At 69.4% G+C, this 22,280-nt stretch carries 15 protein-coding genes; 4 read left to right on the top strand and 11 right to left on the bottom strand.

What is annotated here, in order from left to right; genetic code table 11:
• Nucleotides 1-87: 87 nt before the first annotated feature.
• A complete protein-coding gene (locus QC765_RS09030) occupies nt 88-1,107 on the bottom strand; it encodes a YlbL family protein (RefSeq protein ID WP_278314113.1) in 1,020 nt (339 codons plus the stop codon).
• A gap of 219 nt (nt 1,108-1,326) precedes the next feature.
• Here QC765_RS09030 and QC765_RS09025 point away from each other — a divergent pair, with 219 nt between their 5' ends.
• Nucleotides 1,327-2,844: a zinc-dependent metalloprotease gene (locus QC765_RS09025; RefSeq protein ID WP_278314112.1), complete on the top strand. Its 1,518-nt coding sequence runs from the start codon at nt 1,327-1,329 to the stop codon at nt 2,842-2,844.
• A gap of 56 nt (nt 2,845-2,900) precedes the next feature.
• Here the strand turns inward: QC765_RS09025 and QC765_RS09020 are convergent, their stop codons facing one another.
• Complete coding sequence (locus QC765_RS09020; RefSeq protein WP_278314111.1) at nt 2,901-3,614, bottom strand: M48 family metallopeptidase; 714 nt, start codon at nt 3,612-3,614, stop codon at nt 2,901-2,903.
• A 151-nt stretch (nt 3,615-3,765) separates the two neighbouring features.
• On the opposite strand from QC765_RS09020, the gene QC765_RS09015 reads away from it, so the two are divergent.
• Together QC765_RS09015 and QC765_RS09010 are read left to right on the top strand one after the other, a co-directional pair.
• Nucleotides 3,766-4,728 carry a cyclodehydratase gene (locus QC765_RS09015; RefSeq protein ID WP_278314110.1) on the top strand — a complete coding sequence of 321 codons (963 nt, stop codon included), beginning with the start codon at nt 3,766-3,768 and terminating at the stop codon, nt 4,726-4,728.
• A 107-nt stretch (nt 4,729-4,835) separates the two neighbouring features.
• Nucleotides 4,836-6,152: an ABC1 kinase family protein gene (locus tag QC765_RS09010; protein WP_278314109.1), complete on the top strand. Its 1,317-nt coding sequence runs from the start codon at nt 4,836-4,838 to the stop codon at nt 6,150-6,152.
• A gap of 38 nt (nt 6,153-6,190) precedes the next feature.
• Here QC765_RS09010 and QC765_RS09005 read toward each other — a convergent pair whose 3' ends face one another.
• The 3 genes from QC765_RS09005 to QC765_RS08995 form a co-directional block, all read right to left on the bottom strand.
• Entirely contained in the window at nt 6,191-6,433 is a 243-nt protein-coding gene (locus QC765_RS09005; RefSeq protein ID WP_278314108.1) for a WhiB family transcriptional regulator, read from the bottom strand.
• Between the two features lie 234 nt (nt 6,434-6,667).
• Nucleotides 6,668-6,868: a hypothetical protein gene (locus tag QC765_RS09000; RefSeq protein WP_278314107.1), complete on the bottom strand. Its 201-nt coding sequence runs from the start codon at nt 6,866-6,868 to the stop codon at nt 6,668-6,670.
• A 569-nt stretch (nt 6,869-7,437) separates the two neighbouring features.
• Nucleotides 7,438-9,510 (bottom strand): ATP-dependent helicase, encoded by a 2,073-nt coding sequence (locus tag QC765_RS08995; RefSeq protein WP_373876716.1) that lies wholly within the window; start codon nt 9,508-9,510, stop codon nt 7,438-7,440.
• A 70-nt stretch (nt 9,511-9,580) separates the two neighbouring features.
• Here QC765_RS08995 and QC765_RS08990 point away from each other — a divergent pair, with 70 nt between their 5' ends.
• Nucleotides 9,581-9,829 carry a mycoredoxin gene (locus QC765_RS08990; RefSeq protein ID WP_278314105.1) on the top strand — a complete coding sequence of 83 codons (249 nt, stop codon included), beginning with the start codon at nt 9,581-9,583 and terminating at the stop codon, nt 9,827-9,829.
• A 75-nt stretch (nt 9,830-9,904) separates the two neighbouring features.
• Here the strand turns inward: QC765_RS08990 and nudC are convergent, their stop codons facing one another.
• From nudC to QC765_RS08960, 6 genes are all read right to left on the bottom strand, one after another.
• Nucleotides 9,905-10,828: an NAD(+) diphosphatase gene (nudC, locus tag QC765_RS08985; RefSeq protein ID WP_278314104.1), complete on the bottom strand. Its 924-nt coding sequence runs from the start codon at nt 10,826-10,828 to the stop codon at nt 9,905-9,907.
• The gene (locus QC765_RS08980; RefSeq protein WP_278314249.1) at nt 10,825-11,913 is read right to left on the bottom strand and encodes a potassium channel family protein; all 1,089 of its coding nucleotides are present in this window, start codon (nt 11,911-11,913) and stop codon (nt 10,825-10,827) included. The genes nudC and QC765_RS08980 overlap by 4 nt, the downstream gene beginning before the upstream one ends.
• A gap of 70 nt (nt 11,914-11,983) precedes the next feature.
• Complete coding sequence (locus QC765_RS08975) at nt 11,984-13,171, bottom strand: saccharopine dehydrogenase NADP-binding domain-containing protein (RefSeq protein WP_278314103.1); 1,188 nt, start codon at nt 13,169-13,171, stop codon at nt 11,984-11,986.
• 11 nt (nt 13,172-13,182) lie between these two features.
• Complete coding sequence (locus QC765_RS08970; protein ID WP_278314102.1) at nt 13,183-16,644, bottom strand: ATP-dependent helicase; 3,462 nt, start codon at nt 16,642-16,644, stop codon at nt 13,183-13,185.
• The gene (locus tag QC765_RS08965; RefSeq protein ID WP_278314101.1) at nt 16,641-20,033 is read right to left on the bottom strand and encodes an ATP-dependent helicase; all 3,393 of its coding nucleotides are present in this window, start codon (nt 20,031-20,033) and stop codon (nt 16,641-16,643) included. Before QC765_RS08965 ends, QC765_RS08970 begins: the two co-directional genes overlap by 4 nt.
• Before the next feature lie 77 nt (nt 20,034-20,110).
• Nucleotides 20,111-21,874 carry a condensation domain-containing protein gene (locus tag QC765_RS08960; RefSeq protein ID WP_278314100.1) on the bottom strand — a complete coding sequence of 588 codons (1,764 nt, stop codon included), beginning with the start codon at nt 21,872-21,874 and terminating at the stop codon, nt 20,111-20,113.
• Nucleotides 21,875-22,280: the final 406 nt, after the last annotated feature.

The following is a 22,280-nucleotide window of genomic DNA, read 5'->3' as shown; positions in this document are numbered from 1 at the left end:
CGATTGCGATCACTAGTCACCCCAACTGTACGGAATGCGACAGATCCTGCACGACACCGCGCTCGACCGTCTCCGCCGGGACCCGGATCAGCAGGTGGGGACGTCCCGGCCCGCTTCGAGATCGGCGAGATAGCCCACCGCGTCGGCGAGCTTCTCCACCCGGACGAGCTCGAGCCCGTCGACGGCGTGCGAGCGTGCCTCGCCGCAGTTGTCCGCCGGCACAAGGAACTCGCTCGCTCCGGCTTCCTTCGCGGCGATGAGCTTGTAGCGGATGCCACCGATCGGGCCAACCGTGCCCGCGGAGTCGATGGTGCCGGTACCTGCGATGAAGCGACCGCCGTTGAGCTCCCCGGGCGAGAGCTTGTCGATCAGGGCAAGGCTGAGGATCAGGCCCGCGGACGGGCCACCTACCCCGTCGACGTTGAACGTCACATCGAAGTCGACAAGGGGCTCGTCCGCTACCGAGATGCCGAGGATGCCCTTTTCCTCCTCGGGGTGCGAGCCCAGCGGGATCGTCGCTTCGCCCGCGACCCCATCGCGGGTGAACCCAATGGTGACAGGCTCGCCCGGCGCGAACCCCGAGAGCTGGTCCGGGACGTCGACCGCGGATACAACCGGCTCGCCGTTGACGCTGGTGAGGATGTCGCCTTCCTTGAGCAGGCTCGACGAGGGGCTGTCCTCGATGAAGCCGGCGACCGTCACGACGAAGGGATAGTCGAGGTAGCGCAGCGCCGCGACCTCCGCGGTGGACTCCGAGCGCTCGAACTCCTGCTGGTTGATCTCGCGCATCTCATCGTTGGTGCGCCCCGGTGGGATTACCTCATCGATCGGCACGATCCCATCGCGGCCACTGAGCCAGAACCCGATCGCGTCGAACAGGGTGAGCCCGGTACGCACCGCTACCGTGGTGAGGTTGAGGTTCCCGGCCGTCTCGTCGGACTCCACGCCCTCGAGCACGATGATGGGCTTGTCCTCGAGCTGCCCGAGCGCGTTGATCGTGGGCCCGGGCCCCATCGCGGCATAGGGAACAGTGGCGTTGGCTCCGATGAGTCCGAAGACAACGATGGGCACCAGCGCTACGATGAGCGTCACGATCCGGCGGTTCACCCTGACCAGGGTAGAGGGTCCGCGCGGTGTCGCGCTCCGACGCCTCGATGCAGTGTGAACAATGCCACTGCGCGCTCCCTGGCCGGATTCCCTCGCCACCGCCCGCGTGCTGCTGGTTCAGTGGCCAGGGTGCCTGCTGGCGCAGATGTTCGCGCAGGGCGTCACGGCAATCCCGATCGGGGGCGGCGACGTGCCCGCGGTGCCTTGTACCGTGGAAACATGACCGACTCGCCCTTTGGCTTCTCCAATCCCGACGACGACCCCGAGCGCCGCGACAAGGACAAGAGCGGCTCGTCCGGGTCGGGCAGCGCTGGCCGCGGGCAGGGCGGCGACGAGGGCGGAAAAGGCGGCGGGGGCGCCGGTGATCCGTTCAGCCAGTTCGGCCTCGGGGGCGCTGGTGGCCTCGACCCCGCTGCGCTCGGCAAGATGCTCAGCCAGTTCGGCCAGATGCTGTCCGGGATGGGCAGCAGCATGGGCCAGGGTGGCGGCGAGCAGGGCAGCCCGGTGAACTACTCGCTCGCGCAGAACGTCGCGCGGCAGCACATGGGCTCGTTCTCGCCCGTGAGCGATTCGCAGCGCCAGGCGGTCACTGAAGCTGTGAAGCTCGCGGACGTCTGGCTCGATGGCGTCACCACGCTGCCCTCCGGCGCCCAGCGCACCGCCGCCTGGACACCCGTCGACTGGCTCGACAACACGCTGCCCACCTGGCCCCAGCTATGCGATCCCGTGGCCGAGCAGATGTCGGGCATGTGGGTCGGAGCGATGCCGGAGGAAGCGAAGAACCTGATCGGCCCCATGATGGGCATCGTCCGCCAGATGGGCGGCGCGGCATTCGGATCCCAGCTCGGCCAGGGCCTCGGCCACCTCGCGAAGTCCGTCCTGTCCTCCACCGACATCGGCATCCCGCTTGGCCCGTCCGGCACCGCGGCGCTGCTGCCCGAGGCGATCGCCAGCTTCAGCGAGGGGCTCGATGTACCGCACCGCGAGGTCCTTGTGTTTCTCGCGGCCCGCGAGGCAGCCCACCAGCGGCTGTACAGCCACGTGCCGTGGTTGCGGAGCCGCATCCTCGCCGCCGTCGAGGAATATGCCCGCGGCATCACCATCGATATCAGCGCCATCGAGGAAGCGGCGCGCAACATCGATCCGTCCGCGCTGACCAACCCCGCCGAGATCGAGAACCTCCTCTCGCAGGGCGTGTTCGAGCCCCAGACGACGCCAGAGCAGAAGGCCGCGCTCGATCGCCTGGAGACCATGCTCGCTCTCATCGAGGGCTGGGTCGAGGCAGTGGTCACCAACGCCCTCCACGACCGGATCCCGTCGACCTCGGCGCTCGCCGAGACACTGCGCCGACGCCGCGCCTCGGGCGGTCCGGCGGAACAGACATTCGCGAACCTCGTCGGCCTCGAGCTGCGGCCACGCCGGATCCGGGAAGCAACCCAGCTGTGGTCCCAGCTCGCTGCTTTCGGCAGCATGGAGCAGCGCGACGGCGTATGGGCGCATCCTGACCTGCTGCCGGACTCCGGCGATCTCAACGATCCCGCTGGCTTCGTCGACCGCACCGTTGGCGGCGGTGATACCTCGGCGTTCGATGATCCGATCGCTGAGCTGCAGCGCACCGAGGAGCGGGAACGCTCCGAGCGGGAGGCCCGCGGCAAGGACAGCGACAGCACTGGCGACGACAACTCCGATCGCGGCGACGACGGCACCGGTAGCGGGGGCGAGCACCCCACGAGCTAAGCCGCCCGTGATGCACAGGGGCCTCTCCTCGTGGAGGGGCCCCTGTGGCGCGTTCGCTAGCTGACTGCGGTGTCGCTCGCGGTCGACATGGTGCTCATGCGGGAGTACGCCTCGAGGAATCCGATCGCCCGCTCAGTGCGCGGGTACCGATCCACGAGTTCCCAGAACTCGGGCGGATGACCTCCGGGAACCACGAGGTGGGCGAGCTCGTGCACCAGGACGTAGTCGAGCACGTAGTCAGGCACGGCCCGCAGCAGCGAGCTGACCCGGATCGTGCCGTCGTCGGGCGTGCAAGACGCCCAGCGGGTGCGCATCGCGGGGACCCACACCACGCTATGCGGCACGGCCGTCCCGCCGAGCCACCGCTGCGATAGCCGGACGGCGCGGTCGTGGAGCTCGCTATCGTCGCCGTGCTTGCCGAGCGCTCGCCGCTGATCAGCCTTTTCCAGCTTGGAGATCATCCGATCGACAAGCGCGGACTCCTCCGATCTCGACAATCCGCTGGGCACGAGGACGATGATCCGATCGCCCTCCCGCCTCGCGCTCACGGTCTTGCGCCTGCGGGTGCTGCGCCGTACCTCCACCGCTGGCGCGGCAGGCGTGGCGTTCTGCAGTGCTGGGGACTGACTGGGATGATCGCCTGCTCGCGGGGCTTCCAGGCTGGTCACCGCTGCCAGCGTCAGCTCGTGCGATGAATGCTGCTGGGCTCCCTTCGACGTGGAGGCCAGTGCGCCTGCGGCCGTGCGATCATGCTGCGCGCCGTCACTCATGACACACAGGATATAGATCTGTGCGCTTCCGGCACAGGCACGCCCCGCGAGTGGTTCCGTATCGGGAAAATTGTGGACAAGTCACGGCGATCTCGCAAGCCTGTGGATAACAACGCTCACAGGTGGAGCGGGCATGCAACCCTTGCAACTCATGACAGCAATCCGCACCTCGCCCGGCGAGCTCTCGAGCCGCGCGGATGCCGACAGCAGCAGCGAGGCGCCGAGTGGCACGAACCAGTTTCCCGTCATCGATCCGTCACGGCCCGTCCTCGTGCGACCTGGCCCAATGGTCCAGGTCGGATGGAACCCCGACACCGCAGCATCGATCGCGATCCCGGCAGCCGTGCCCGCGGAGGTGGTGGCGCGCCTGCTCCGCCTCGCCGATGGCAGCCGCCCACTGAGCCAGCTGCTCGGGCGAGCACGGAAAGCGGGGGTGCCCCAGGACATCCTCATCGATGCCCTCGAGGCACTGACGGATCTCGGTATCGTTGTGTCCCATTCGCAGCGGAGTGGCCTGAAGCCACCGATCAGCATGTGTGTGCTCGGGCACGGACCGCTATCCGACGCCCTGGGCAGGGCCCTGCCGCGCCTTGGCATTCGCGTCCGACACCAAACCGGGCTCGACCCTATGCACCACTCGATCGGTGAGGATGGCACAGCACTCGTCATCCTCGCCGACCAGCCATTGTTCCCGCCCCGCCTCACCGACATGCTGGCGCTCTCCGGGCTGCCGCACCTGCTCGTGCGCACCCGCGACCAGCAAGGAATGATCGGCCCGCTCGTGCTACCGGGCGCAACGAGCTGCTCGAGGTGCGCGGACCTCTTCCGCACCGACAAGGACCCCGCCTGGCCCTATGTCGCCGCGCAGCTCGCCAGCACGACCACGACGGCATCACCTGCCACGATCCACACCACCGTCGGATACGCGCTCGCGCAGATCGAGGCCGTAGCGCGCGCTTCGCGCGAGGCCACCGAGGGGCAAGCGATGCGCTGGCCCGATCTCGATGTGCTCGGCAGCACCGTAGAGATCGATCCGCGCGATGGATCGACCACGCTGCGGCAATGGCCCCGTCACCCGCTCTGCCGGTGCTGGGACGCCGCGGAATCCGCATAGGACCACCGCCAGCGTGCAGCACTCCCCCGGCCTCGCGCCCGAAAGAGCGTCGACAGAAACTCGTGGCGCTCGTGGGCATGAGCGGGTGTTTTGTGGATGATGGGAGTGTGTCTGAGATTCCTCGTAGTGGTGCCGCGCGCTCGGCCCGCCTGGCCAGTCTTCCGCTTGGCTACGCTGGGCGGGCTGCAGCTGGCTGGGGGCGCCGCTTGTCGGGCCAGGATGGCGCCCAGGTGTCGGCGGAGATGTCGGCGAAGGCGGCAGAGCAGTTGTTCGCGGTCCTGGGCGAGCTCAAGGGCGGGGCGATGAAGATCGGCCAGGCCTTGAGCGTGTTCGAGGCCGCGGTGCCCGAGGAACTGGCGGAACCCTACCGGGATGCGTTGACACGGTTGCAGCGCGATGCGCCGCCGCTGTCATCACGGCAGGTGCATCGCGTCCTGGACGAGCAGCTGGGCCGGCGCTGGCCCGAGCGATTCACCAATTTCCAGGACCTGCCCGCGGCCTCGGCCAGCATCGGCCAGGTGCATCGCGCCACATGGCACGACGGCCGCGAAGTCGCGGTTAAGGTTCAGTATCCAGGCGCTGACGAGGCCTTGCGCTCGGACCTGCGGCAGATCCGCCGGCTCGCGCCACTGATGAAGCCGTTCGCTCCAGGCGTGGATGTGCGCGCGCTCGTTGACGAGCTGACGGACCGCACGGTGGAGGAGCTTGACTACCGGCTCGAGGCGGACAATCAGCGCGCTTTCGCCGAGGCGTACGCGAGCAGCGCCGGGGTGCGGGTGCCACGCGTGGTCGCGAGCTCCCCGAAGGTGATGGTCTCGGAGTGGATGGATGGCGTGCCACTATCCCGGGTCATCGCGCGCGGCAGCGAGGTGGAGCGGGCGCACGCGGCTGGGCTGCTGGCGGACTTTGTGCTGTCCTCCCCCCGGACCGCGGGGATGCTGCATGTGGACGCGCATCCGGGGAACTTCATGATCCGCCCGGATGGCCGCTTGGGGGTGCTGGATTTTGGCGCGGTCATCCGCACTTCGGGTGGTTTTCCGCCCGAGCTCGTGCGATTGATCAAGCTGGGCCTGGCCAGTGACTTCCGCGGCCTGATCGACGCCCTCGTCGATGCCGGTTACCTGCGTGCCGATCGTGGTCCCGATCCCGCAGACCTCGCGGGCTTCCTCGATCCGATGCTGGGCATGCTGCGGGGCGAGATGTTTGATTTCACTCGTGATTGGATGCGCAGCATGTCCGGGCTGTACGCGGATTGGCGTAGCAACGAGTTCCGCACTGCGCGGGCATTCGCGATGCCCGCGCAGTACATGATGATCCATCGGGTGCTGGTGAGCACGGTGGCGATCCTGTGCCAGCTCGAGGCGTCGGTGCCGATGGGCGCGATCATGCGGCATCGGATCCCGGAGCTTGCTGGGCCGGAGTAGGCGAGCCCAGATAAGGCGAGCCCGGAGCAGGTGGATCCTCAGGCCACCTTCCGGGGTCGGCCGCGCGGCCGTTTCCTGGCGATGATTGCCCCTTGCTCGAGGATCTCACCTCCCCACACGCCCCACGGTTCCTCCCTGTCGAGGGCGGACTCCAGGCAGCGTTGCTTGATGGGGCAACCGATGCAGAGCGCCTTGGCCTGCTCGAGCTCAGCGGGGTCGGCCGCGAACCAGAGGTCCGGGTCCGCGGTGTGGCAAGGAAGTGCCCGTGCGGGGCGAGCCATGCTGAGCAGAGTGCCTAGTGGGTGTAGCTCGGTGGAATGATCGTCAACGAGGGTATGCATGAGAATGTCCTTGGTATTCGAGGCAATGAACGGGCCAGTGAATGCCAAGGTCGCATCAGAAACCGGTGGGGCGGATGCCTCCGGGGAGCATCGCGCTGATCAGCGCGGACGTGCAAGCTCGGGAGGCTTCATGCGCCCCCCGCACCGCTAGGGTGACCTATTTTGCTGGTCTGGCTAGCGTTGGTGCAGGAAGAACGGCTCTATGGACCTTGGGAAACCGGTGCGCACGCGGGCGGCATTGATCGTGCCGCGCGGATCGCGCTGGGCTCCTGCGGGTACCTCGGTACGGGGCGGGAGGGCAGCGACAATAGCGCGAGCTGCAACACCGGCGGTGGCGTTGGCGCCATTGACCGCGTGCATGCTGGCACTGTTCATGTCGTTGTCTCCTCTTCGCTCGCCGCGCCTTGCCGTTGTCCTGCCTGGGCGCGATGAGGCCCAGTGCGGGTTTCCCAAGGACGGGATGGGGGTTCCACGGTGCGGACGCGTGTGCGCCGCTGTGGTGCAATCAAGCCTACGACGCCGCTCTGGGCGGCACAACCCATTTTTGACCTGCGATAACGCGGCTTTCCTGGTTTCTGCCATTGATCGCGGCGAGCGGAGCGCGGCCGGGATAGGGCGCGGGGGGCGCGGCCGGGATAGGGCGCGCGGGGCGCGGCGAGCGGGGCGCGGCCGGGATAGGGCGCGCGGGGCGCGGCGGCAAAAGCACGGGAAACGGTCAAACGCGATAGAAGCTGTCCTGGGTTTTCGGCGGCTTCTATCGCGTTTGCGCCGCTCCCAGACCCCAGCGGCCGCTCCCAGACCCCAGCGGCCGCTCCCAGGCCCCAGCGGCCGCTCCCAGGCCCCAGCGGCCGCTCCCAGGCCCCAGCGGCCGCTCCCAGGCCCAAGGTCCCAAGCGCCGGGCCCAGCCGCTATCGCCCCGCCCAGCAGCACCGGGCCACTGCGGTCTAGTAGTTCGCCACCACCGCAAGCACGTCGGTCCCATACCGCTCGAGCTTGGCCGGACCGATCCCGGGCAGCGCCACGAGATCGGACTCGGAGCCCGGTCGTTCCGCCGCGATCGCGGAGAGCGTGGCGTCGGTGAACACTACGAACGCGGGCACGCCTTGTTCCTTCGCGGCCCCGAGGCGCCATTCCTTCAACGCGGCGAACAGGCCCTCATCCACCTCGGGGACGGTGACGCTGCGCGCGGGACGCCGCTTGGCCGCGGTGACCGCGCGCTGCTCGGGCAGCAGGGCATCCAGGAAGCGCGAAGGCTTGCGCGAGCGCCTGCCGCCCTGGCTGCGAGACAACGCCCAGGAGATGCCGAGGTGCTCCCGGGCCCGGGTGATGCCCACGTAGAAGAGGCGCCGTTCCTCCTCGATGGCCTCGGGCAGGCCACCGCTGCCCCGTTCGCCGAGCGCGTGGCTGATCGGCAAGGTTCCCTCAGTGATGCCCACGAGGAACACCGCGTCCCATTCGAGGCCCTTGGCGGCATGCAGGGAAGCCAGCGTGACACCATCGACGACCGGTGGTTGCCGCGAGCTGGCGCGGGACTGTAGCTCGCGGACCAGCGTGACGAGATTCAAGGGCTCGCCGAGGCCCTGGATCTCCTCGGCGAGCCGCTCGAGGGCGACGAGCGACTCCCACTTGGCGCGGGCCTGCTGGCCCGAGGGCGGCTGGGGGGTGCGCCCGAGGGGCGCGAGGATGGCCCGCACGAGGGTCGGCAGGGGCGCGTCCTCGGGCAGGTCATCGCGCTCGGCAGCGGCACGCAGCGCGCTCATGGCTTGCACGATCTCGGCGCGCTGGAAGAACCCCTCGCCGCCGCGCACCTGGAACGGGATGCCCGCGTCGGTCAGTGCTTGCTCGTACCCCTCGGACTGGGCGTTGATGCGGAAGAGGATCGCGATCTCGGAGGCCGGGGTGCCACTAGCGAGGAGGCTGCTGATACGGCGCGCCACATCTTTCGCCTCGGCAGGCTCGTCATCGAACTCCGTGAACTGCGGCACAGGCCCGGCTGGCCGCTGCCCGATCAGCTCGAGGCGCATTCCCGCGATCCGGCCGCTGGCTTGCCCGATGACCGTGTTGGCCAGGTCCACGATCTGCGGGGTGGAGCGGTAGTCCCGCACCAGCCGCACAAGCGTCGCGTCCGGATAGGTGCGGGTGAAGTCGAGCAGGTGCCGGGGCGATGCGCCGGTGAACGAGTAGATGGTCTGGTTGGCGTCCCCCACCACGGTCAGGTCATCGCGCCCGCCGAGCCAGGCGTCGAGCACGCGCTGCTGCAGCGGCGTGACGTCCTGGTACTCGTCGACGAGGAAGCAGCGGTAGCGGTCCCGGAACTCCTCGGCGACCACGGCGTTGTCCTCGAGCGCCCCGGCCGTGAAGAGCAGCAGGTCGTCGAAGTCGAGGTACATGGTGTCGCCGCTGGACTTGATGGACTCGTAGTTCTCGTAGACCGCGGCCACGATCTCCGGTGGCGCGGGGATCTGCCGATCGAGGCCGGCGACCACTGCGGGATAGTCCTCCGGGGCGATCAGCGAGGCCTTCGCCCATTCGATCTCGGCGGCGAAGTCGCGCACGCTCTCGGGATCGGTGGTGGCCCGCGCGCGTTGCGCCGCCTGCCGCACCACAGGGAACTTGCGGTCGAGCAGCTGCCACGGCACCTCGCCCATGACGCGCGGCCAGAAGTAGCGCAGCTGTCGCATCGAAGCGGCGTGGAAGGTACGCGCCTGCACGAGGCCCGCGGTGGGGTCAGCGGCGCCGGAGGCACCAAGCTCCCGCAACCGGGTGCGCATCTCCCCTGCCGCGCGACTGGTGAACGTGACGGCGAGGACCTGGCCCGAGGAGACGTGCCCGGCGCTGATGAGGTGGGCGATGCGTCGTGTCACGGTGCGGGTCTTGCCCGTTCCGGCGCCGGCGAGCACGCAGAGTGGCCCACGGGGCGCGGTGACCGCGGCCCGCTGCTCCGGGTCGAGGCCATTGAGAAGGTCGTCCTGCGGCAAGGTCGCGGCGGTGGTGGGGCGAGACATGGCCTCCATCATGGCAGCGATCCCTGACACTTCGAAGCCACCGCGGGAATACGCGCCGCCGTGGATGTGGTTTATTGCCGGTATGACCACCACGAATACCGTCACGATGTACACCACGAGCTGGTGCGGTTTCTGCCTGCGCCTCAAGAAGCAGATGCGCGAGGCCGGCATCGCGTTCACCGAGGTCGATATCGAGTTCGAGCCGGAGGCCGCGGAGTTCGTGGGCTCTGTCAATGGTGGCAACCATGTCGTGCCCACGCTGCGGTTCCCCAATGGCAAGACCGCTACCAACCCGTCGCTGGCCCAGGTCAAGGCATTGATCGACAGCTAGTCCCGGACACGAAACGTGAAGATCCAGCCACGTCGGAGGTGGCTGGATCTTCACCTTCCAAAGGATCGTGACGGGCTACTGGTGCTGCGCCCAGGATTGGAGGATGCCGCGCGCGATGGAGATCGATCCGGGCGCGGTGAAGGGCAGGTCGGGCCTGCTCGTGGTCCAGTCGTCGTCGGCGGTGAGAGCTGCGCGCACGTCGTCCCGGTGGAACCAGCGGGCGTCCTCGATCTCGTCCTGGTCCGGCACGACGGCATCCGTGCGGTCGGCGCGGGCGTGGAATCCGAGCATGAGGGACCGCGGGAACGGCCACGGCTGGCTACCGAGGTAGTGGACGTCGTCGACGAGGACACCGATCTCCTCGTGCACCTCGCGGACGACGCAGGCTTCCGCGGACTCGCCCGCCTCGACGAAGCCGGCGAGCAGCGAGTAGCGGCCCGGGGGCCACACGGGCTGGCGGGCAAGGAGCACATGGTCGGCGCCGTCGTGGACGAGGCAGATGGCGGCGGGGTCGGTGCGTGGATAGTCCTCGCGGCCGCAGCCGAGGCATCGTCGCGCCCATCCGGCCTGCACTGGTTCGGTGGCGCCTCCGCAGCGGGGGCAGAACCGTGCGTGGCGGTGCCAGTTCAGGACGGCTTGCGCTGTTGTGCACAATCCGGCATCGCGCGCGTCGAGCAGTGCCCCCGTGGAGCGCAGGTCGGCCCGCTTCCCGCTCGGGGTGCTATCGCGCACGGCCCAGATGTGGTGCGCTCCCCCGGTATCGAGCACGGCGATGAGCACGGCGCCGGGCGGGGGCGCTCCCGCGATCGACGGGCCGGGCGCGAGCTGGAGGGCGCCATTCTCGATGGGCACCTGGTTCATCTCGTCCATGCGCAGGACAAGGGCTTGTGCCCAGCCCCTCGCCAGCGCGGCGGAGTCAGCGCGCAGCCAAGCGGCGCGCTCGAGCCCGGCGCGGGAAAGCAGCGGGGTGTGAGCGAGCGCGAGGGCGCGCCTGCTCATCGAGAATCCTGTTTCTCGCTGATCCGCTGCGCTTCGCGATGCGCGTGCCGGAGGAACAGCACCCGATCGCCTGCCTCGATCATGGCGATGTCCTCGTCGTCTGCGCGATGCAGTTCCCCGGCGCGGACGACGCCGAGCACGATGTTCTTCAGCGACCGCGGGGAGCTGCCGATCTCCTCGTCGGTGACGGCGCGCTCGGCGATGGCGAAACCCACTTCCGGGGTGAGCAGGTCCTCGATCATCTCCACGACGGTGGGGGTGGTGGTCGCGATCCCGAGCAGCCGCCCGGCGGTCTCGGAGGACACCACGACAGAGTCGGCGCCGGATTGCTTGAGCAAGTGGGTGTTCTCGGACTCCCGGATCGCGGCGATGATCTTCGCGCGTGGCGCTATCTCCCTCGCGGTGAGCGTCGCGAGGACCGAGGCATCGTCCCGGTTGGTGGCGATGATGATCGAGCGGGCATGGGGGACTCCCGCGAGCCGCAGCACATCACCGCGGGTGGCAGAGCCATGCACCGTGACCAGGCCGCGCGCGGACGCCGCCTCGAGGACCGCATTATCCGTATCGACGACCACGATGTCGCTGGCGGGGACGCCATCGCCGATCATCGCGTCGACCGCGGTGCGTCCCTTGGTGCCATAGCCAACTACGACGGTGTGATTGCGCACGCGTTCCCTCCAGCGTTGAATCCGCCACGCCTGGCGCGAGGCCTCGGTCAGTACTTCCAGCGTGGTGCCGATGAGCAGGATGAAGAACATCACCCGCAGCGGGGTGATGAAGAAGATGTTGGTGGCGCGCGCGAACTGGGACAGGGGCGCGATATCGCCGTAGCCGGTGGTCGAGAGGCTGACCGTCGCGTAGTAGAGGCAGTCGAGGTATGTCAGTGGCGTGTCGAGGGAGTTGCTGTAGCCATCCCGGTCGAAATACACCACGAACGAGGTCAATGCCACGGCCAGCGCGGCGCCGACGATGCGCCAGGTGATCGCGCTCATGGGGCTGGTCTCGGGCTTGGGCATGCGGACAACGCCAACAAGGGCATGCAGCGGCCGGCTTGTCAGGTCTCGCGCGGCTGCTCGCCTCCGCATCAGGTTGCGCACATCCCGAGGCTAGCGCGCCCGGCGTGCGCCAGGTGCGGCTACTCGCGATCGTGGTCGTCTATTCCTCGTTGCCGTCGGCGAGGAGCAGGGGCGGCGCGGGTGCTTCTGCCTCGGGCCCAGCTGACTCATCATCGAGCCCATAGTGTCGGCAGGTGTCGCGGATCGCCCCGAGGCCAAAAGCCTGGATCGCGCCCAGCACGCCGGTGCGACGGTGGACGGCCCGCGTGCTCGCGTGCGACTCCACGACGGCCGCCCAGGCGAGCAAGGAGGCAGTGAGCTGGTACTGGTTGGGGCCGCGGAGGTTGACGGCACCGAGCTGATGACCAGATGCGGCGAACACCCGGGCAGCGACGAGGGTGCGCGACTGCGCGAGGGCGGGCTGGTCGAGCTCGCTGGAGCGCATCGTGCTTGCGCGCGCTCCGACCGCGGCGATAAGACGCTGGGAACCGGGGATGGAGCGCAGCGCGGGCACGGCGATGCTGGCGCGCGACAGCATCGGCGATGCCTTGCCGAACCATCCGAGGTAGACGTCAAGCTCCTGCAGGCTCGGCGAGATCTCGGGGATCGTGAGGTGCTCGGTGGTGCCGATGCTGAACCCGCTGCGATTGCGCCCGCCGATCGAGAAGCGGGCGCTGCGGGCGCCGGGCCGCTCGTCACGGATGCCACCGCGGTAGGTGAAGGAGCGTTGCAGGCTCGCCCCGGCGAGTGAGGCGATGGTGCCGCGGCTGAGGGAGCACAGGGAACCATTGGCGCGGAAGTAGCCGATCTCGAGCCGGTGGGGCATGCCCATCTCGGCGGCTTTCTCAAGGGCCCAGGCGCCGGCGAGCTGTCCGCTGACGTACTCGTGCCCGAATCCTGGCATGAGGCGGGCGCCGCGGTGGGCAGCGCGGGCACCGAGCTTGGCGAAGATCCAGCGGATGAAGGACGGCTCGCCCGCGGAGTCGAGGTAGCTGGCACCGGCCTCGGCGGCGGCCTCCGCCACGGTGCGGCCGAGATCCTCGAACGGGCCGATCGTCGTGATGATCACGTCGTCAGCAGTGATGGTGCGGCGCAGCGTTCCCACGTCGCGCACATCGAGAGCGATGGTGGGCAGCGGCTGCTGCGGCGAGAGCTCCCGCGCGCGGAGCGCGAGCGCGTCGGGGTCGCGCCCGACCAGGGTGGGGCGTTCCCGGCGGGCGAGGAGCTCCTGCGCGACGAGGCCGCCGGTATAGCCTGTGGCACCAAACACCAGGATTCTTCTCGTCATGCTCACCGAGCCTAGTGGTCGAGCGCTGCGTCGGCGGGATCGACCTGGCTTGCCGCGGCGGTGTTGCCGGGATTCTCGAGGATCGCGCGGAGCTGCTCTCGGTCGGGCAGGTCCTGCGGCGCCACGGTGTTGCCTGATCGCACGTAGTGGAACGCGGCCCGGACCATGGCGAGCTCGATGGGATGACCGGTGGTGCTCATCAGGTCCGCCCAGGCGATGCGGTACGCCGCGAGCTGCATCGCGACCGCCCGCTCATCGCGGGGCCCCGCCTCCTTGCCAGTCTTCCAGTCCACGACGGTCCAGCCGCCGTCCTCGTCGCGGAACACGGCATCGATGCGGCCGCGCAGCACGGTGTTGCCGACGACGGTCTCGAACGGCACCTCCACCTCGACGGGGTTGCGGGCTGCCCACCGCGATCGCTCGAAGGCGTCCTGGAGCTGCTCGAGGTTGTCGTCGACCTTCTCATCGATGTCCGCAGCGCCCGGTAGATCGTCGAGATCGAGCAGCCGGGTGGCGCTGTAGCGACGCTCGAGCCAGGAGTGGAAGGCGGTGCCGCGCCGGGCCAGCGGGTTCGGCGGGTATGGCAGGGGCCGGCGCAGCCGCACCGCGAGCTCCTCGGGGGAACCGGCGAGCATCACGACGTTGCTGACCGAAAGGTGCCGCGGCAGGCGCACCTCGACGATCGTTTCCCGCCGTTGCTCGCGCTCGCGCAGCAGCGCATCCACATCTTCGGCCCATCGCTGCGCCTCGGCATCGTCGGTGGTCCCGGTGTCGTCGGCATCGACCCACGTGGCCTGCGCGGCCTGTTCCTCGTCTGGCTGCTCGTCGGCTTCATGCTTGGCCTGTCGCATCGCCGCGCGGACCAGCTTGGCTCCGGCCTCCACGGCGCCGCGCTGCGCCCCGAGGGCATCGCGCGGCCAGGTGGCGGCATGGACCTGCTCGGACAAGGGGTTGCTCTCGGCCTCATCGGGCTTGGCCGCCCAGTGCTCGATGGTGATGGTCCCGGCGAGCTCGCCCTCGGCAAGCGCCTTGGCCTCCTCGAGGAACAGCGAGGGACCCTTGGGCTTGAGTCCCTGCTCGGCCCAGTGGTGCCCGGAGAGCAGCACGACACGCTCGGTGCGGGTGACCGCGACGTAGAACAGGCGGCGTTCCTCGTCGAGCCCGCGGCGCGCGAATGCTTCCGTGTGCGCGTCGAGCGAGTCCTTGAGCTGCGCGCGGTTCGTGGCGGTGCTGGTGTCGAGGACTGGCACGCCTTCCGCGCCCTCCTCCCCGGGCTCGGCCCGGTCGCCCCGCAGGTGGGAGGGGAGCTCGCGCATGCTGCTGAGCCAGGTCTCGGAGCGTGAATCGGAGGGGAACACGCCTTTGCACAGGTGCGGGATCGCGACGACCTCCCATTCGAGGCCCTTCGCGGAGTGCATGGTGAGGATCTGCACGCGATCGGGCGCCACCTGGATCTCGCCCGGCGCGAGCCCCTTCTCGATGGTCGCTGCCGCCTGGAGGTACCCGAGCAGGCCGCCCAGCGTGGCTGCGGGGTTGCGGGAGTACCCAGCCACCACATCCGCGAACGCATCGAGGTGCTCGCGTCCAGCGGTGCCGCCATCGATGCTGGTCGCGCAGCGGGACTCCGCCTCGATGCCAATGCCAATGGTGCGTTCCACGTCGGCGACAAGCTCGGTGAGGGGCTGGCCGAGCCGACCGCGCAGCTGCGCGAGCTCCCCGGCCAGCGCCGTGATGCGCCGGTGGCCCTCGGTGGAGTAATTTGCCCGGTCACCCGGGTCGGCGATCGCGTCGCTGATGGCGGCATGCTCGGCGAGCTCGCCGGGGATCGCTTCGCCAAGGGCTTCATCGAGATCCTCGGAGGAGGTGACGGCCCCGCTGCTGCCGGTGCGCTGCGTGAGCGCGAGCTGCCGGGCACGCCACCACAGGGTGGTGATGTCGCTGGCGCCGAGCTGCCATCGCGCGCCGGTGAGCACCCGCATCGCCGCGGTGCCGGCCATCGGGTCAGCGACGAGCCGCAGCATCGCGACAAGGTCCTGCACCTCGGGGGTGTCGAGGAGGCCACCGAGCCCGACGACCTCCACGGGCAGCCCGCGCTCGCGCAGGGCTTCCGCGAGCGGGGCGGCATCGCGGTTGCGGCGGATGAGCACCGCCGCGGTAGGTGGCGCTTCCCCGCGATCGAGGGCGTGCTGGTAGATCACCGAGATATGGTCGGCCACCCAGGCGCGCTCCGCTTCCACGTCCGCGCACAGCGCAAGACGGATATCTCCCTCGGGCGCACCGGGGCGCGGCTTGAGGATGCTCACGGGTATGCCGCGGGCACGCAGCGGGTTCGATACCGAGTTGGCGATCGCGAGGGCGCGGACAGGGTTGCGCCAGCTGGTGAGTAGTTCGAGGCGGGTGGCTGGCTTGCCGCGCGGGCCGGGGAAGTCCGTGGCGAACCGGGGCAGGTTCGCCGCGGAGGCACCGCGCCATCCATAGATCGACTGGATGGGGTCGCCGACCGCGGTGACGGCGAGGCCGCGGTCCTGGCCTCCGCCGTAGAGCGAGGACAGCAGCACCCGCTGCGCGTGCCCGGTGTCCTGGTACTCATCGAGCAGCACGACCCGGTAGCGGGATCGCTCGATGACGCCCACCTCGGGGTGCCGGGCCGCGACACGGGCGGCGAGGGACATCTGGCTGCCGAAGTCGAGCGCCCCCTCCGCGCGCAGCGCGTCGCGCAGTCGCCGCACGAGCGGGATGAGCTGGCGCCGATGCTGCTGCACGAGGGCCGGCTTGACCAGGCCCTGGGCAGGCTCGGCACGCTGGCGCGGCCCGGGCGGGAGGGTGGCGATGAGGTCCTCGAACTCGTGCGGATGGTCCTCGAGCTCCTCGATATCGATCAAGTGCTCGTCGAGCGCGCCGGACAGCGCCAGCACCGAGTCGGTGATCGTTGCCGGGGTGTGCTCGATGTCCAGCGGGCCATCCCAGGTGTTGACCACCTTGAACGCGAGCTGCCACAGCTCGGTCTGGCCGAGCAGCGTCGCGGAGGGCTCGATGGGCAGGCGCAGGCCGTGCTCGGAGAGCAGCCTGCCCGCATAGGCGTGATACGTGCTCACGTCCGGCTCGGCGATCTCGAGGCGGGTGCGCAGCTCGCCCGCCGGGTCGGCGTCGCGCAGCAGGGAGGAGCCCGCGATCCGGGCGAGGCGTGCCCGGATACGCTGACCGAGCTGCTGGGCTGCTTTGCGGGTGAAGGTCAGGCCCAGGATCTCCTCGGGGCTCACGAAACCATTCGTCACCAGCCAGACCACCCTCCCAGCCATGGTCTCGGTCTTTCCCGCTCCCGCTCCAGCAACGACCAGGACCGGCCCGGCGGGAGCGGTGATCACCGCGCGCTGTTCCTCGGTGGGCGAGTGCTGCCCGATCGCCTGGGCGATCTGCTCGGGGGTGAACCGTGCCCGCGCGAAAGCGGCACGGCTGCCTGATCGTCCGCTCACAGCTCGGTCACCTGCCGTCCTTCCTCCTGGACCGGGCAGCTTGATCGCACGGGGCAATGGTCGCAACCGTCATTGATGCGCGCCTCGAACACGGGGCCCTGCGTGGCGCTGGCGGCCTGCCGGATCAGCCCAGTCCATTCGATCCAGGACTCGTCGTCGAGCGGGTCCTGCGATCTTTCCGCGGCGCCCGTGGTGCGATTGGATTGCGCGATGTAGAGCAGGCGCGCGCCACCGGTCGCGAGGTCCTCGCCGGGGATCAGGCCGGACCGCGCGGCGACCTGGTAGGTGGCGAGCTGCGCGTGCTCGGCGGCCTTTCCCGCGGTGATCGCGGTGCGGGCCGTCTTGATGTCGACCACGACCGGGCGTCCCTCAGCGTCACGCTCGAGCCGGTCGATGCGGCCACGAAGCCGCACGTCGGGCAGCTCAGCGCTTCCAGCGGTACCGTCACCAGCGGCACCGTCCTCGCCCGACGAGCCGGGCAGCACGCCGTCGATCACGACCTCCACCCCGGCCTCGGTGAGCTCGCGCCGGGTGGCTTGCAACCAATGCCGGAAATTGTCGAGCATGCCTTCCATCCGGGCGAGCTCGTGGCGGGCATGCCAGGGCGCGCCCACGTTGACCTTCTGCCATGCCCGCTCGAGCGCTCCGGTGATCTCCTCGTCGGGAATGCGCCCCGCGACGGCTTGCGCGAGCGTATGGACGAGCGTTCCCTTGATGGCGCTGAGGGTGTCGGAATCCGTGCCGCCGTGCTTGGTGAGCAACCACCGCAGCGGGCAAGCAAGCAGTTCCTCCACAGAGGAGGGCGAGAGGGGCACGGGGCCGTCCGCGATCTCCCAGAGGCTGTCGCTGGTGCTGGGCGAAGCCAGGCCGTACCAGCGCTTCGGGTCCGCTCCGGGCACCCCCGCCGCGGCGAGGCGGGCGAGCTGCGCCGCAGCATGGTGCTGGCGCTGCTCGGTCTCGTGCGGCGAGCACACCACGGAACGCAGGCGGGCCACCAGCGCGGGCAGGGCGAGAACGGTGCGCGCCGGGTGCTCGACGGGCAGTACCTGCGCCTCGGGCATCGGGGGCCCGGACGGGTCCAGGCTGTCCCGCAGATCCAGGAGAAAGCGAGAGGGCGCGAGGTCCGCGTCACCGGTGATCGATTCGACCGCGGTGACCAGCAGGGTGCGCCGGGCCCGGCTGCACGCGACCAGGAAGAGCTTGCGCTCGTCGGCCAGCAGCGGGGCGAGCCGGGAGAGCGGAGATTCCGGCTCGCCGCTCGCTTCCCGCTCCAGGATGTCATCGAGGTCCTCGGCACCGAGGAGGCTGCTGCGCCCGCGCAGCGAGGGCCAGGTGCCTTCCTGCACGCCCGCGACCGCCACGACATCCCACTCCCGCCCGGCGGCAGCATGCGCGCTGAGCAGGGTCACCGACTCCTCGTGCAACTGGGATTGCTGGAAGGGCTCCGCCGCGATCTGCTGCTGCTCGACGTGCTCGACGAAGCCCGCGAGCGAGCCGCCGGGGAGCCGATCGACGTACGAGGCGGCGGCGTCGAACAGGGCAACGATGGCATCAAGATCCCGATCGGCCTGTGCTCCGGCGGCACCGCCACGCAGCGCGCTCGCGAGCCAGTGCTGCTGCAGCCCGGTCGCCGACCATGCCTCCCAGAGAACGTCCTCCACTCCCCTGCCGCGCCGTTCCGCCCGCCGCGCCCGGCGCAGCACGGTGCGTACCCGGTTGATCGGTGCCGCCTCCGCGCGTGTCAGGTCACGGCGCAGTCCCTCGGCATCCGCATCGTCATCCTCCGCGGTGAGGAGCAGCGCGAGCAGCTCGGCGGAATCACGCTCCCCGCCCCGGCGCATCTCTGCCCGCCGGGCACCACGCCGCACGCGCCTGAGCAGCAGTGGGTCGGCGCCGCCGATCGGGCCGGTCAGCAAGAGCAGCGCGTCCTCGGCAACCAGGGCCGGCACCGTTCGCCGCGCCGCTGCCCTCGCCACGACGAGCATGGCCTGCGAGGCGCGCTGGACGGCTAGTGGATGCTCGGGAACCGGCGTTGTCACCGGCACCCCCGCGGAGACTAGCGCGCGGCGCAGCGGCGCGGACAACGTGGGGACCGAGCGCACCACGACGGCCATGTCGGACCAGGCAATGCCCTCCATCAAGTGCGCGCGCCGCAGCACGTCCGCGATGAGAGCGGCCTCGCGCGCCTGGGTGGGGACGATCTCGGCGAGGACATGGCCCTGCCCTGGACTGGCCTGCCCTGGACTGGCTTGCCATGGGCTGGGCGACCGATGCGGCTGGCTCCCCGGAATGCGCGCGGAGATCCGCGCCGCAACGCCCGCGATAGCGACCGGCATGCGAAAGCTCTCGCCGAGCACGACCTGGCGATCCGAGCCAGTCCCGGCGAGCCCCTCCAGGAAGCGGGCATCCGCACCACGGAAGCGGTAGATCCCCTGGTCCGGATCACCGGACAGGACGGCGATCCGCGCGCCGGTACCGATGAGCTCGACGAGCTGCGCGGCCTGCGGATCAAGATGCTGGGCATCATCGACGAAGAGGTAGCGAACCCGCGATCGTTCCTGGTCGAGCAGGTTGGCATCGGAAGCAAACGCGGTGACGGCGGCGCTGACGAGCTCCGCGGCGTCGAGCGCGGGAGCGGTCGCCTGCGGGGCCTCCATGCCGACCGAGCCCCGCAGCATCATCACCTGCTCGTAGACCATGGCGAACCGCCCCGCCGCGACCCACGCGGGCCGCTTGTGCGACTTGCCGAGCCTCGCGAGGTCCTCCGGTCCGAGCCCCCGCTCGCCCGCCCGGCGCACCAGATCCCGCAGCTCGGAAGCAAAACCGTCCAGCCCAAGAGCTGGCCTCAGCTCGGGCGGCCAGTACTCCGCGTCATCCTCGATGTCGCCGTGCAGCAGCTCGCGCATCACTGCGTCCTGCTCGCTGCTCGTGATCAGGCGGGGCGGTGGATTCCCATACAAGCCGGCATGGAGCGCGAGCACAGCGAAGGCATAGGAATGCACGGTCCGCACGAGCGGCTCGCGGCTCGCGCGGGGCGCACCATGGGGCGGGTCATCAACGATCGCCTCGCTGATGGCATCACGCATCGTGCCTGCCGCATGCTTCGACGGGACCAGCACGAGGATGGACTCCGGATCGGCGCCGCCGCGCAGAGCCTCGACCACAAGGTCTGCCATCAGCGATGATTTCCCCGTGCCCGGACCGCCAAGGACCTGGTATGGACGCCAGGCGAGCGCGGTGCTGGTTCCCTCCGCGGCCTGGCTACTGGCAGAGACGAGGGCCAGCAAGCGGCCGGGCTCGCCGGTCCATACGCGCGCCACCGATGCCCGGGGACTCGCCTGGGCGAGCTCGAGCCGCACGCCCTCCGGTATCCCCGCCTTGGCTGCCATGGTCCTATGCAATCATGTGGGTCCGACAATGCTGCGGGATTCGCCCGCCTTGGGGGCCCGGGGTCGCGCGAGGCGGGCTAGGCCGTGATCTCGCGCGTTTCAGCACTGGCGTCGCGAGAACGCATCATGGTGTCAGCGAGGCGCTGGGCGGTCGCGGAATCCATCTTGCCGGTGGCATAGCTGAGCAGGGCTAGCGCGAGCTCGTTGCCCGTAGCGGCCGGGGCCATCTTGCTGGCGGCGCCCGATACCTTGCCCATGACCTCGTCATAGCCGGACTCCGCGCGCCGGGCGAGCGGCGATGCGGTCAGCGCTGCGAGTCGCGTGCTGGTGGCGCGCAAAGCCTGGTCGAGGGACCGATGCACCAGCGTGCGGCGCGGCAGCAGCAGCCCGCGCTCCTTGTCGGTGAGCACATCGATATCACGGATGGGAGTATCGATATCCTCGACGATCGCGGTGAGCAGCCGCTGGAACCGCTGCACGATGGCCACGACCGTGGACTCGTCGAACAGGTCGATGGCGTACACCATCGAGCCCGCGATGCCCGCGGGCCCGCCATGGGCATCGGTGTACTCGGTGAGGACCAGCTCGAGATCGCAGTCCGCGGAGCTCGCCTGCATCGATCCCATCGAGATATCGATGCCTGCGACAGAGGCCACGTACTCGTCGTCGGAGTGCATGGACATGGCCACCTGGAACACAGGGTGGTACGAGGTGGTCCGCTTGATGTCAAGAACGTCGAGGAGGCGCTCGAACGGTGTCTCGGCGTGCGCGAATGCATCGGTGCCGCGCGCATGGACCTGCCGCAGGAACTGCGCGACCGTCTCGGTGGCGGTCACCTGGTTGCGCAGGGCGAGGGTATTGCCAAACATGCCGACGATCGGGGCGAGGGACTCGTCCACCCGCGCCTCGACGGTGGTGCCGATCGTGACGTCATCGGTGCCGCACAGCCTCGAGAACAGCAGGGTGAGCGCGCCCTGCAGCACGGCGAACACCGAGACCTGCTGCTCGGCGGCGATCCGCCGCAGGCTTGCGTGGGCGGTGTCGCCGACGAAGAACTCGACGGTCCTCCCCCGCTGCAGCTGGTATTCCGGACGCGGCCGATCCAGGGGCAGGTCGAGGAGTTCCAGTGCGCCGGCCAGCTCGGACCGCCAGAAATCGATCTCGCGCGCCGTGACGCTGCCGGGGTCGCCCTCCTCGCCGAGGAGCTCGCGCTGCCACAGCGCGTAGTCGGCGTATTGCACGGGGAGCTCGCACCAGTCCGGCTCGCGGCGCGCGCACCGCGCCTCGTAGGCCTGGAACAGGTCGGCGATGAGTTGCTTGAGCGATGCACGATCGACAGCGATGTGGTGCACGACGATCGTGAGGATGTACTCGTCGGCAGCGATCTGGAAGAGCCGGGCGCGGAAAGGAGGCTCGACCGCGAGGTCGAATCCGGTCGCGGCGAACTGCTCGATGGCCCCGGCCGGGTCCACATGATCAGGGATGGGAACCGGTGCGATGTCGATGGGCACCGCGGACGCGGGAATGATCTCCTGGTGCGGGCCCTCGGTCGCGACAGGGAACCGGGTGCGGAGGATCTCGTGGCGCTCGAGCAGGTCGGCGGTCGCTGCGGCTAGCGCGGCCTGGTCCAGGTCGCCGGTGACCTCGACGGAGATCGGCACGTTGTGCACGTCCGCGCGTGGATCGAAGCGGTTGATGAGCCAGAGTCGCTGCTCGGCGAGGGAGAGCGGGATCCGGGACGGACGGCACCGGTGGAAGTCGCTCGCGCTTGTCGCGGGCGACGGCGAGGGGCGAAGGTGCTCGCCGCCCCGTCCGGCTTGGCCGTGGGGTGCGTCATCCATCTTCAGGCACTCCTTAAAAATGCGAGTCAGCCGATCCGCGCATGGGCTCGCGGGTCGACATGGCATCATGCGTGCACTCCCTCGAGTGCTGCGCCGGCACAAGCTCCGGCTAGCCGGTCTTGCTTGCCGCACCTCGGGACACGCTGCACGATCACTTCTGGTAGTAGCTTGTGATCGTGGTGTTACCAGGCTACAGGGGGCATGATTACAGTCACGTCAATTCTCGACAAGATTGCGACGACTTCGCATTCCTGCCGCGAACATTGACCGCGGAACCTTGTGATCATTTGCTCGCCGTGACCAATAGCCTGCCGTGCAGCGTGACATAGCTTACATGTGGTGACAATGCCGACGCCATTCCCGGACCGGCGCCCCATGATCGGGCATCATGCCCGTGACCGGCACC

Source organism: Hoyosella levis (assembly GCF_026008515.1).
GTDB classification, from domain to species: Bacteria; Actinomycetota; Actinomycetes; order Mycobacteriales; family Mycobacteriaceae; genus Lolliginicoccus; species Lolliginicoccus levis.
The sequence above is the reverse complement of the archived record's forward strand: the minus strand, read 5'-3'. Positions and strand labels throughout refer to the sequence as shown.

Excerpts from the sequence above, each read along its gene's own strand:
- QC765_RS08965 (WP_278314101.1), bottom strand. The coding sequence starts at position 20,033 with ATGGCAGCCAAGGCGGGGATACCGGAGGGCGTGCGGCTCGAGCTCGCC.
- QC765_RS08960 (WP_278314100.1), bottom strand. The coding sequence starts at position 21,874 with ATGGATGACGCACCCCACGGCCAAGCCGGACGGGGCGGCGAGCACCTT.
- nudC (WP_278314104.1), bottom strand. The coding sequence starts at position 10,828 with ATGAGCAGGCGCGCCCTCGCGCTCGCTCACACCCCGCTGCTTTCCCGC.
- QC765_RS08975 (WP_278314103.1), bottom strand. The coding sequence starts at position 13,171 with ATGACGAGAAGAATCCTGGTGTTTGGTGCCACAGGCTATACCGGCGGC.
- QC765_RS09015 (WP_278314110.1), top strand. The coding sequence starts at position 3,766 with ATGACAGCAATCCGCACCTCGCCCGGCGAGCTCTCGAGCCGCGCGGAT.
- QC765_RS09020 (WP_278314111.1), bottom strand. The coding sequence starts at position 3,614 with ATGAGTGACGGCGCGCAGCATGATCGCACGGCCGCAGGCGCACTGGCC.
- QC765_RS08995 (WP_373876716.1), bottom strand. The coding sequence starts at position 9,510 with ATGATGGAGGCCATGTCTCGCCCCACCACCGCCGCGACCTTGCCGCAG.
- QC765_RS08980 (WP_278314249.1), bottom strand. The coding sequence starts at position 11,913 with ATGCGGAGGCGAGCAGCCGCGCGAGACCTGACAAGCCGGCCGCTGCAT.
- QC765_RS09005 (WP_278314108.1), bottom strand. The coding sequence starts at position 6,433 with ATGGCTCGCCCCGCACGGGCACTTCCTTGCCACACCGCGGACCCGGAC.
- QC765_RS09000 (WP_278314107.1), bottom strand. The coding sequence starts at position 6,868 with ATGAACAGTGCCAGCATGCACGCGGTCAATGGCGCCAACGCCACCGCC.
- QC765_RS09025 (WP_278314112.1), top strand. The coding sequence starts at position 1,327 with ATGACCGACTCGCCCTTTGGCTTCTCCAATCCCGACGACGACCCCGAG.
- QC765_RS08990 (WP_278314105.1), top strand. The coding sequence starts at position 9,581 with ATGACCACCACGAATACCGTCACGATGTACACCACGAGCTGGTGCGGT.